This is a genomic window from Bacillus sp. 05T31 (assembly GCF_056396725.1).
The window spans coordinates 1-11,510 of the sequence record NZ_JBFTMA010000132.1 but is presented as its reverse complement, the minus strand read 5'-3'; the positions used below and the strand labels follow the sequence as shown (position 1 = coordinate 11,510).

The following is an 11,510-nucleotide window of genomic DNA, read 5'->3' as shown; positions in this document are numbered from 1 at the left end:
ATTTAATTGTTTGGTCATTCTTGCTTATGTCATTAATTATCGCAATTGTATTCATCTTGTTTACAGTCATCTTGATTCGTTATCGTGAAAAACCAGAGAATATGGACTATGAGCCACCTGATCAACATGGTAACACATTATTAGAAATCATTTGGACAATTATTCCTGTTATTATCGTTATCGCATTATCGATTCCAACAGTTAAAGCAACTTATGCTTCGGAAGAGGTTCCGCAAGAGTCCAAACATATTAAGCCAGTTGAAATTTATGTTACATCTGCAAACTGGAAATGGTTATTTAGTTATCCGGAGGAAAAAATTGAAACCGTTAACTATTTAAACATCCCAGCTGGTGTACCAATTCAATTTAAGCTGACTTCTGTAGGTCCAATGAATGCTTTCTGGGTACCAGAACTTGGTGGTATGAAGTATACAATGGATGGTATGATCATGGACTTATATTTACAAGCTGATAAGCCTGGTTCTTACCTAGGTCGTAGCTCGAACTTCTCTGGTGAAGGATTCACTCACATGGAGTTCGAAGTTGAAGCAAAAACAAAAGAAAAGTATGACAAGTGGGTAAAAGAAGTACAAGAAACTGCTCCTAAACTAACAGAAGATAAGTACAACGATATTGTTAAACCTGGTGTAGTKGGKCGTATGACATTCTCTAGTCACCACTTAAGTTATGTAGATCCAAARTCACTTGAATATTGTGATTACAACTACTACAAAAACAAAAAATAATAGCTATTATTCCAACAGATTGGAGTGAACACAGTGAAGCTTGATGAATTTTTTGTCACAGGTGACCCGATTATTTACGGAGCTGACGCATCTATCGTTCTTGTGACATTAGCGATTCTTTTCGTACTAACAAAGTACAAAAAATGGAGATGGCTTTGGGATGAATGGTTGACAACTGTTGACCATAAAAAAATAGGGACCATGTATATTATCTCTGCCGTTATAATGTTATTCCGTGGTGGTATGGATGGTTTAATGATTCGTGCCCAGTTAACATTCCCAGATACAACATATTTAAACGCTGAACACTATAATGGAATCTTTACAACACATGGTACAGTTATGATTCTTTTCATGGCAATGCCATTCGTTCTAGGATTAATGAACGTCGTTGTACCATTACAAATTGGTGCTCGTGACGTTGCATATCCGTTCTTAAATGCTTTAAGTTTCTGGTTATTCTTTATTGGAGCAATGTTATTCAACATCGCTTTCGTAATCGGTGGTTCTCCAGATGCTGGGTGGACTTCTTACTTCCCAATGGCGGGTACAGAGTTTACTCCTGGTGTAGGAAATAACTTCTACGCAATCGCTTTACAAATTTCAGGTCTTGGTACGTTAATGACAGGTATTAACTTCCTAGTTACTATTTTAAAAATGCGTACACCTGGCATGAAATTAATGAAAATGCCAATGTTTACATGGTCTATTTTAATTACATGTGTAATCATTATTTTCGCTTTCCCAGTATTAACAGTAGCTCTTGCATTAATGACATTTGACCGTCTATTTGATGCTCACTTCTTTACGATGGCGAGCGGCGGTATGCCAATGCTCTGGGCCAACTTGTTCTGGGTATGGGGACACCCTGAAGTATATATYGTTATTTTACCGGCATTCGGTATTTTCTCTGAAATCATTAGTACATTCTCACGTAAACGTCTATTCGGTTACAGTGCGATGGTATACTCAATGGTTGCAATTTCTTTACTAAGTTTCGTCGTATGGCTTCACCACTTCTTCACGATGGGTGCAGGTCCAGCGGTTAACTCTTTCTTCTCGATCTCGACAATGGCGATTTCGATTCCAACCGGTGTTAAGATCTTTAACTGGTTGTTTACGCTGTATAAAGGACGTATTCGTTTTACAGTTCCAATGCTTTGGTCATTGGCATTTATTCCAAACTTCGTAGTTGGTGGAGTTACAGGGGTTATGCTTGGAATGGCAGCAGCTGATTATCAATACCATAACAGCTACTTCCTAGTTGCTCATTTCCACTACGTATTAATCGCAGGTACAGTATTCGCTATGCTTGCTGGATTCACATTCTGGTATCCAAAAATGACAGGTCATATGCTAAATGAACGCCTTGGTAAATGGACATTCTGGATCTTTATGAGCGGATTTAACATCTGTTTCTTCCCAATGTACTTCCTAGGTTTAGATGGTATGACTCGTCGTATGTACACTTACTCTGAAAGCCTTGGATGGGGTTGGTTGAACCAAATCGCATCTGTCGGCGCAGTAATGATGGGTATCGGATTCGTAATTCTTTGTTACAACGTAATTTGGAGTGCACGTCACGGTGARCGTGACACAACTGGAGATCCATGGGAYGGCCGTACACTTGAATGGGCAACTCAATCTCCTGTACAACATTACAACTTCGCGAAACTTCCTGAAATTAAAGAAGCTGATGCTTTCTGGTACATGAAAAAACGYGGAGAAACAATTACACCAACAGCAGATGAATTAAAACCAATTCACATGCCAAGTAATTCTGGTGTGCCTATTATTGCGTCTKYATTCTTCGGTCTTGCAGGTTTTGCATTAGTATTTAGCTGGTTCTGGATTGCAGCAATCGGTGGTATTGGTATTTTAGGTTGCTTAATCTATCGTTCATTCGATTATGATGATGGCTACTACGTAAGCGTTGATGAAATTAAAGAAACAGAACATATAGCATGAGAGGTGAAATGACATGGCGGCTTTAGATAAAAGCTTACCTTTAGAATATCAATCTGAACAAAGCAGATTGAATATCCTAGGATTCTGGATTTTTCTTGGGGCTGAAATTATGCTGTTCGCAACACTTTTCGCCTCTTATCTAGTCCTTGCTGGTCGTACGGCGGATGGCCCAACACCAGCGCARYTGTTTGAAGTTAAAACACTTTTAATTCAAACACTGTTACTTTTAACAAGTAGCTTTACATGTGGKATCGCAATTCACGAAATGCGTAAGCACAATCAAAAAGCAATGCTAGGATGGTTCATCTTTACATTACTTTTAGGTGCAGGCTTCCTAYTCTTTGAAATTGAAGAATTTGTTATGTACGTCGGTGAAGGCGCAACAATTCAAACAAGTGCTTTCTTATCTGGATTCTTCGTTCTTCTTGGAACGCATGGTGCCCACGTAACAGGTGGTATCATTTGGGCAACTTGTGTTATTATCCAAATTTTAAAACGAGGTTTAACACCAGTTACAGCTCGTAAAGTATTTATTATCAGCTTATACTGGCATTTCCTTGATCTTGTTTGGGTCYTTATTTACACACTAGTTTACTTGAACGGGATGGTGGCGTAAATGGGTCAAAATAACAATCAAACAAATGCGCATAGCGGATTCCCATGGTCACACGTTTTCGGATTTATTTTATCGCTTGCACTAACGTTTCTAGCGTTATATGTTGCACTTTACACAGACTTGCCACTTTCAACGATATTAACAACTATTATCATAATGGCAGTTGCGCAAGCGTTATTACAATTAATTATGTTCATGCACTTAAAAGAAGGAGAAGGAAGCATTCAAATTCTTACAATGATATACAGTTTCTTCGTTGCAGCTGCAACAGTTGGTYTWACTGTATGGATCTTCTTCTCAATGTAATTTGCATAAAAAAAGACTGCTGRGATTCCTCAGCAGTCTTTTTTTATGCCCTCCCCCATTTCATCCACATTACGGAATTAACAACAGAATCATGAAAAATATACTTATTATGACAAATGTTAAGAAAACTCTTTCTTTATGAAATCGAAACCACATCCGTTGCTTTTCTTCCTATTATATGGCTAAATAGTTACTATATTTATTTGAAGGGAGAGAACGCAATGGAACATCATTCTTCTGTTCTATCACTTATGGTTGTCGTCGCAATCGCGTTTTTCGTTCCCCTTTTGTTACAGCGCTTTAAATTAAAAGCACTTCCTGTCGTTGTTGCAGAAATTATCGCAGGAATCTTTGTAGGTAAAAGTGGATTTAACATCATTGAGCCCGATATGTGGCTTCAAGTCTTATCAACACTAGGGTTTATCTTCCTAATGTTTTTAAGTGGTTTAGAAATTGACTTTTCGATCTTTAAACAAAAAGGGAAAAAGAATACGACAAACGAACCGAACACATTCCAAGCAGCAAGCATTATCTTCTTGTTTATTTTCATTTTATCTTATGCCCTATCATTACTATTCGTATGGCTAGGATTCGTAGACAATGCAATGTTCATGACTTTAATTATTTCAACTATTTCTTTAGGTGTTGTCGTACCAACATTGAAAGAAAATAACTTAGGAAAAACCGCAATCGGGCAAATCATTTTATTAGTCGCTGTTATTGCAGACTTAGTTACAATGATTTTACTCGCTGTATTCGTCGGATTAAATTCCGAAAGTGGCCAAAGCATGTGGCTTCTACTTCTTCTATTCGGTGCTGGTATTGTAATTTACTTTGTCGCAAGACGGTTTAAAAATATTCCATACCTAGAAAGCTTAAAAGCCGGTAGTGTACAAATTGATACACGAGCTGTTTTTGCACTCATCTTAATATTAGTTGGATTATCTGAATCTGTTGGGGCAGAAAATATTTTGGGAGCCTTTTTAGCAGGTGTACTCGTATCTTTATTATCACCAAATGAAGATATGGTTGAAAAACTTGATTCCATCGGATATGGCTTCTTCATTCCTATTTTCTTCGTAATGGTTGGTGTAAATCTAGAAGTATGGTCTATTTTTAACGAGCCTTCTAGTATGCTAATGATCCCAATTCTAATTGTGGGACTCTTTATTTCAAAACTGTTGCCATCACTCGTCTTACGAAAATGGTACCCACGCAATATCGTACTCGGAAGTGCTATTTTGTTAACATCAACACTTTCTTTAGTTATTGCGGCTGCACAAATCGGTGAAAAGCTAGGCATCATTAGCCCAAGTTTATCAGCATCTCTTATTTTAAGTGCAGTTATTACTTGTATTTTTGCACCTATATTATTTAAAAAGATGTTTCCAAAAGTGGAAACACCAAAACCGAAAGTATCTATTATTGGTGCAAGCAGAATTACCCTTCCGTTATCACTTGATTTAAAACGTGAAGATTATGACGTAACACTATATATGATACGTCAAAATAAAATAAATGATGAGGAAGCGAAATCTCATGACTTCCCTATTGTAAAATTAGATGAGATTACTATTCAATCTTTAATGGAGCAACAAGCTTTCGAAGCAGACCGTGTTGTTGTTGCGACAAGTGATGATGAACAAAACTTATTATTAGCAGAACACGCAAAAGAATTAGGTGTTGAACACGTCATCGCAAGTGTAGAAGATCCCCTTCTACAAGAAAAAGCGACTCAAGAACATATCGCTGTATTCTCGACTATTAACTCTACACGTATTTTATTACGTGCACTTATTGATAAACCGAGTCTCGTTCGCTTGATTACAACAGCAAATGAAACGGTGCGTGAGGTTGAACTACGAAGTAATAAATATAACGGCTTAGCACTTCGTCGCCTTCCGTTTCTAGGTGATGTACTTGTCATTCAAATTTACCGTGGTAATAAAGCATTAATACCACATGGTGATACGAAGTTACAGCATGGCGATACTTTACTTGTAACGGGTTCAAAAGAACATATTGATACAATGAAAAACATATTAGAATAGAAAATGCCCCTCACATAAATGAGGGGCATTTTTTTAATTTCATATGGTAAAATGTTACTATCACATATTATGGGGATGAATCACATTATGTCTATTTCAACTTTAGCTCTCTTATTATTAGCAGAAGTACTCGTCGCCATTATTCTCATCGGTATTAGCATTGAAATTTGTAGTTATGGATGGAAAAAATCGAATGGAATTAAGTACTTTTGTCTCTTAATTTCACTCCTTCTCGGAATAGCTAGCATACTAGGACTTCTCGTTGCACCCGCATATTTCTTCTTACAACTTATAGAAAAAGGCTTATAAGAAAGGGTGATATTATGATTACAGTGAAACATATTGATGCATCTGAAACATACTTATTACGTCAAAAGGTTTTGCGTCCCAATCAATCATTAGAAGATTGTAAATACGATTCAGATTACGAAACAGACGCCTTTCATTTAGGTGCATTTTTATATGATGAACTTGTTAGTATCGCCTCTTTCTCTAAAGAAATACATCCTGATTTACAAGCTGGTACCCACTATCGTCTACGAGGAATGGCAACATTACCTAATTTCCGAAACCAGCATGCTGGCAGCTCCTTAATCCGTAAAGCTGAACAAGTCCTCCAAGAACGCGAAGCAAATATTCTATGGTGTAATGCGCGAATTACCGTAGCGGATTATTACAAACGATTAGGCTTCCATGAGCATGGTGAAATCTTCGAGATTGATCCAATAGGACTACATAAAGTAATGTATAAAGAAATATAAGAAAAGCTTTCTGCATATCGCAGAAAGCTTTTCTTATATTTCATCTTCACTTTTTATTTTTTTCATATATATGTATATAAACAAACTAGGAATTAAAAAACAAGCAAACATAATAAGTCCCGTTATACTAATTTCCTTTATCGAAATGCCTGGTGTTACAATGATACAAATAGCTAACAGTCCAATAACAATCCCTACTGGAATTAATAATAGTTTCATGAAATAACTACGAGATACTCCCCCTGTATGCTCATACACTTCCACCGAATTTTTTAAGTTTAAAAAGTTAATAACTATTATCCCGCCCATAAATACCATTAATAAATCCGAAACACTTTCATACCCTGCCCCTTGCAAGACGTAACGGTAAAAAACAATGCCTAGTATGACGACATTTTGTAAGATGAAAGCCAATCTAATATGTTTTAATCCCTCAATCATTAAACGTTCATCTTTCACGATTTTCACCCTATCACTCCTTTTCCTCCCAAAACAAATCATTCAATGTTTTATCTACTGCATAACAAATTTTCAAACATAAATCTAAAGATGGATTGTATTTCCCCTTCTCAATTAAACTAATTGTTTGCCTTGTGACGCCTACTTTTTCTGCTAATTGTTGTTGTGTTAAATCTAACTGAACACGTGCGACTTTTATTTTACTTACAGCCATTCATGTTCCTCCTCTACCTTTATAGTAACATATATATTCCATTAAGTAATTTATATTTTACGTAATTGATTTGTTTTTTTCACTTTATTATACACAAAAAAGGAGCCTCTCATAAGAAGCCCCCTTTCCTATCTCTATACTATAAGAATAAATGACATCCAAATAAAATTGTAAATAAATATAGTAACGGATGTACTTCCATCCCTTTCCCCTTCACAATTTTTAATACTGGATACACTAAAAATCCAATTGCAATTCCATTTGCAATACTAGACGTTAACGGAATACCAACGAAAATTAAAAATGCTGGTAATGCATCTTCAAATTCATTCCAATTAATATCACGAATGCTTTGTGCCATTAAACTAMCTACAATAATTAATGAAGGAGCTGTAATAGCAGCTACACTTGATAAAGACGCGATAACAGGGCTGAAAAATGCCGTTATAATCGTTAGACCAACAACTACAATACCTGTTAATCCAGTTTTACCACCTGCAGCAATACCAGCTGACGATTCAATCGTTGCTGCTGTTGGGCTTGTTCCGAAGATAGAACCTGTCGTTCCGCCAATCGCATCTGCAATAAACGCTTTGCCAAAACGTTTCTCTGTATTATCTGTAATTAAACCAGCTTGTTTAATTAAACCGAGTAATGCACCTGTCGTATCAAATAAAAGTACAAGTAAAAATGAAAATACAACACCATATAATCCATACTGAATTACATCTGAAAAAGCATTGATTGGATTTGAAACGATAATACCCTCTGGTAAATGAGGCATCGCTACAATTTTATCCTCAAACTTCAGTTGCCCCGTAAAGAAGGCGATAATTCCTGTCACAATCATACTAATAAATAATGCACCACTCACACGTAATACCATTAATACTGCCGCTAAAATTAAACCAATTAAAGTTAAAATAACGGCTGGAGAATGAAAATCACCAATCGTAACTAAGTTAGATGGATGATCCACGATAATTCCAGATAGACGTAATCCAATAAAAGCAATAAATAGTCCAATTCCACCTGCAATTGCATGTTTTAAACTGTCAGGAATTGCGATAATTAGCTTTTGCCTAAATGAAGTGAAAGATAATAAAAGAAAAATGATACCTGTTACAAATACTGCCGAAAACGCAATGACATACGGCTATGTACCCTTCCTACACCTGAATTATTATCACACATTCTTTTCTTACTAGTATGTGAGAAAATATAATACTTAATCTTAACAATCAATAAAAAGAAGAGTCAATATATTCTCTAATAGTGAGAATTTTAAGTTTAAGTCTGACAAGTTCAGATATAGTACAGTTCATTTTGATTATTTTTGTAGCATAACAGATAGAAATGTTTTATAATTTGAAATAGTTAAATATTTAGGTAGCTCATTCTACAAGGGGGATTCTTCTTATGCAGCACACAAACAAATCTGGAACTTTAAATCGAGGTTTAAAAGAACGACATATTACTTTAATGTCACTCGGTTCGGCTATTGGCGTTGGGCTATTTTTAGGATCTGCTTCTGCTATTAAACTAGCTGGTCCTTCCATCTTACTAGGTTATATGATCGCTGGACTCGTTATTTTTTTCATTATGCGAGCGCTCGGAGAAATGGCAATTGAACAACCGGTTGCCGGCTCTTTTAGTAAATATGCTAATGATTATATCGGCCCACTTGCTGGCTATATTACTGGTTGGAACTACTGGTTCTTATGGGTTGTTACTTGTATGGCTGAAATTACGGCGGCTGGAATTTACATGCAGTACTGGTTCCCAGATATCCCGCGCTGGACTTGGGCACTACTCGCTCTATTATTAATGAGCGCTTTCAACTTCTTATCAGTAAAAGTATTTGGAGAACTTGAGTTTTGGTTTGCTCTCATTAAAATTGTCACAATTATCTGTATGRTAGTGATTGGCTTTGGTATTATTCTATTCGGATTTGGAAATGGCGGCGTTGCAACTGGTATTTCAAATCTTTGGGAACATGGGGGCTGGTTCCCAAATGGCTTCTCTGGATTATTGCTTTCCTTACAAATGGTATTATTCGCTTATTTAGGCGTTGAACTAATTGGTGTTACAGCTGGTGAAGCTCAAAACCCGAAGAAAACACTCGCAAAAGCTATCGATAACGTATTTTGGAGAATCCTAATCTTTTACGTCGGGGCATTATTCGTTATGATGGCAATTTATCCATGGAACGAACTTGGCGAGAAAGGAAGTCCATTCGTATTAACATTCCAACAAATCGGCATTGCAAAAGCAGCAGGTATTATTAACTTTGTTGTATTAACAGCTGCACTTTCTTCTTGTAACGGTGGTTTATTTAGTACAGGGCGTATGCTATTTACACTAGCACAACAAAAGAAAGCACCTGAACGATTTGGACGTTTAAATAAAAATGGCATTCCAAGTCAAGGTATTATAGCAACTGCGATTGTTTTACTCGTTGGCGTTATATTAAACTATCTCGTTCCTACAAAAGTGTTTACATGGCTAACTAGTATTTCAACTTTCGGGGCAATTTGGACTTGGGGTATAATATTAGTCGCTCAAATTAAATTCCGTAAAGGATTACCAACTGAGAAAAAAGACAAGCTAACGTATAAAATGCCTTTACATCCATTAAGCTCTTACTTCTCACTTGGCTTCCTCGCACTTGTACTAGGTATTATGGCGTATTCAGAAGATACACGAATTGCATTAATCATTGGCCCAATTTGGCTTATCGGCTTAGCTATCGTGTATTACATGAAAGGGTTTCATAAGATCGATGAAACACCTAATTCAAAAATTAGTTAAACCTATGGTCTCTTCCTAATTTACTAGGGAGAGATTTTTTCATTATTCACACAAATATTTCTCAATCGAATTAACGTTATCTTTACACTATTTAATATTTTCTATCTTTATTTTTACAGAAAAATAAATTACATTATTAAAGCACATATATTTATTATTAGGGGGATTCTTCTATGAAGAATAAAAAATGGATTCAATTTTCTTTAGCAACAGCAATTACAATCAGTTTAGGAAGCGCTTATGTTCCATCTACTTATGCCGAAAGCTCTGTAGATCCAGCTCCTGAAATTGCTGCAAAAATTGTAAATCAAAACAATGGGAAAAAAGTATTATTCGATAATACGCACGGTCAAACTGCCGGGACGGCTGATTGGGTTATTGATGGCGGTTTTTCTGATTTCGGAAACGGCATTGCCCAAAACGGATATCATGTAAAAGAACTTCGTAAATCAGCACCTATTACATACGAAGATTTAAAAAACTACAATGTGTTTATCGTTCCAGAAGCTAATATTCCTTACAAAAAATCTGAACAAGATGCAATGTTACAATACGTGAAAAATGGCGGCAGTATCTTCTTCATTGCCGATCATTATAATGCAGATCGTAATAAAAACCGTTGGGACTCTTCCGAAGTATTCAATGGATATAGACGCGGTGCTTGGGATAATCCAGCAAAAGGAATGTCAAACGAGGAAGCAAATTCACAAGCTATGCAAGGAGTCGAAAGCTCTGATTGGCTATCCAATAATTTCGGTATTCGCTTCCGCTATAACGCACTTGGTGATGTTTCAGCTAAAAATATTGTTTCACCTGAACAATCATTCGGAATTACAGAAGGTGTATCATCTGTAGCMATGCATGCCGGCTCTACTCTTGCGATTACAAATCCAAAACTAGCGAAAGGCCTTGTATATCTTCCAGAAAATCCATCAAAATGGAATAACGCTGTTGATAGCGGCGTTTATAACGGTGGTGGCGTTGCAGAGGGGCCTTATGCTGCTATTTCGAAAGTTGGTCTTGGAAAAGCTGCCTTTATTGGTGATTCTTCTCCTGTTGAAGATGCTACGCCAAAATATGTTCGCGAAGACTCAGGTCAAACAAAGAAAACTTATGATGGTTATAAAGAAGAAAACGATGCTGTTCTATTAGAAAACATCGTGAATTGGTTAGCGAAGCAAGAAACATTTACAAGCTTAGATCAAGTGAGTGGTTTACAGCTTGATGCCCCTACAGCTCTACAAACATTTGAACAACCAAGTTTATCAACAGAGCCACAACCAGAACCTTGGAGTGCACCAAGTCAAGGTTACCAGTGGTTCAATACAAATACTTTCAAAYCWGGTTCATACGGCTATAACGGYGCMGTGACAACGAGTGATTACGTAATTACGCACCCTAGCATTCTACCAAACAATGAAGTGTTCCAAATGACGATTCAAGTAAATAACTTATTACCAAATACAACGTACAATAATTATTCGTTAGGTATTTTCACAACTGGCGGAACACAAGTAGCAAAAGTTCAAAATACAAATGGTACTTGGCCATCTTCTTTCGGATATAGCAGTACATTCT

The 11,510-nt window shown here is 36.5% G+C and carries 11 protein-coding genes and 1 pseudogene; 9 read left to right on the top strand and 3 right to left on the bottom strand.

From position 1 onward, the window contains the following. From AC1DJR_RS10970 to AC1DJR_RS10940, 7 genes are all read left to right on the top strand, one after another. Nucleotides 1-746: cytochrome aa3 quinol oxidase subunit II (locus AC1DJR_RS10970; RefSeq protein WP_477002603.1), on the top strand; the 746-nt coding region annotated here is incomplete at its 5' end. A gap of 33 nt (nt 747-779) precedes the next feature. Further along, nucleotides 780-2,714 (top strand): cytochrome aa3 quinol oxidase subunit I, encoded by a 1,935-nt coding sequence (gene qoxB / locus AC1DJR_RS10965; protein ID WP_477002602.1) that lies wholly within the window; start codon nt 780-782, stop codon nt 2,712-2,714. Nucleotides 2,715-2,727: 13 nt separating this feature from the next. Further along, complete coding sequence (gene qoxC / locus AC1DJR_RS10960; RefSeq protein WP_477002601.1) at nt 2,728-3,330, top strand: cytochrome aa3 quinol oxidase subunit III; 603 nt, start codon at nt 2,728-2,730, stop codon at nt 3,328-3,330. Next, on the top strand, nt 3,331-3,636 hold the full coding sequence (gene qoxD / locus AC1DJR_RS10955; protein ID WP_477002600.1) for a cytochrome aa3 quinol oxidase subunit IV: 306 nt from the start codon (nt 3,331-3,333) through the stop codon (nt 3,634-3,636). Between the two features lie 221 nt (nt 3,637-3,857). Next, nucleotides 3,858-5,687, top strand: coding sequence for a monovalent cation:proton antiporter family protein (locus AC1DJR_RS10950; RefSeq protein WP_061689190.1), 1,830 nt, complete (start codon nt 3,858-3,860; stop codon nt 5,685-5,687). Nucleotides 5,688-5,705: 18 nt separating this feature from the next. Further along, nucleotides 5,706-5,996: a DUF4022 family protein gene (locus AC1DJR_RS10945; RefSeq protein ID WP_429686392.1), complete on the top strand. Its 291-nt coding sequence runs from the start codon at nt 5,706-5,708 to the stop codon at nt 5,994-5,996. Between the two features lie 14 nt (nt 5,997-6,010). Continuing rightward, nucleotides 6,011-6,448, top strand: a complete 438-nt coding sequence (locus AC1DJR_RS10940) for a GNAT family N-acetyltransferase (protein ID WP_002029848.1) — start codon at nt 6,011-6,013, stop codon at nt 6,446-6,448. A 33-nt stretch (nt 6,449-6,481) separates the two neighbouring features. Here the strand turns inward: AC1DJR_RS10940 and AC1DJR_RS10935 are convergent, their stop codons facing one another. The 3 genes and pseudogenes from AC1DJR_RS10935 to AC1DJR_RS10925 all read right to left on the bottom strand — a co-directional run. After that, entirely contained in the window at nt 6,482-6,916 is a 435-nt protein-coding gene (locus AC1DJR_RS10935) for a hypothetical protein (protein WP_131247900.1), read from the bottom strand. Between the two features lie 4 nt (nt 6,917-6,920). Then, on the bottom strand, nt 6,921-7,121 hold the full coding sequence (locus AC1DJR_RS10930) for a helix-turn-helix transcriptional regulator (RefSeq protein ID WP_000301182.1): 201 nt from the start codon (nt 7,119-7,121) through the stop codon (nt 6,921-6,923). A gap of 139 nt (nt 7,122-7,260) precedes the next feature. Next, nucleotides 7,261-8,274: pseudogene (locus tag AC1DJR_RS10925) on the bottom strand (NCS2 family permease); the annotation flags it as partial. A gap of 266 nt (nt 8,275-8,540) precedes the next feature. Between AC1DJR_RS10925 and AC1DJR_RS10920 the strand changes: the two are divergent. Both AC1DJR_RS10920 and AC1DJR_RS10915 read left to right on the top strand, forming a co-directional pair. Then, nucleotides 8,541-9,932 carry an amino acid permease gene (locus tag AC1DJR_RS10920; protein ID WP_477002599.1) on the top strand — a complete coding sequence of 464 codons (1,392 nt, stop codon included), beginning with the start codon at nt 8,541-8,543 and terminating at the stop codon, nt 9,930-9,932. A gap of 173 nt (nt 9,933-10,105) precedes the next feature. After that, the coding region (locus tag AC1DJR_RS10915) for a DNA-binding protein (protein ID WP_477002598.1) at nt 10,106-11,510 on the top strand (1,405 nt) is incomplete at its 3' end.

Bases quoted from the DNA above. Each gene is read 5' to 3' on its own strand.
- AC1DJR_RS10950 (WP_061689190.1), top strand. From the start codon at position 3,858: ATGGAACATCATTCTTCTGTTCTATCACTTATGGTTGTCGTCGCAATC.
- AC1DJR_RS10945 (WP_429686392.1), top strand. From the start codon at position 5,706: ATGAGGGGCATTTTTTTAATTTCATATGGTAAAATGTTACTATCACAT.
- AC1DJR_RS10940 (WP_002029848.1), top strand. From the start codon at position 6,011: ATGATTACAGTGAAACATATTGATGCATCTGAAACATACTTATTACGT.
- AC1DJR_RS10930 (WP_000301182.1), bottom strand. From the start codon at position 7,121: ATGGCTGTAAGTAAAATAAAAGTCGCACGTGTTCAGTTAGATTTAACA.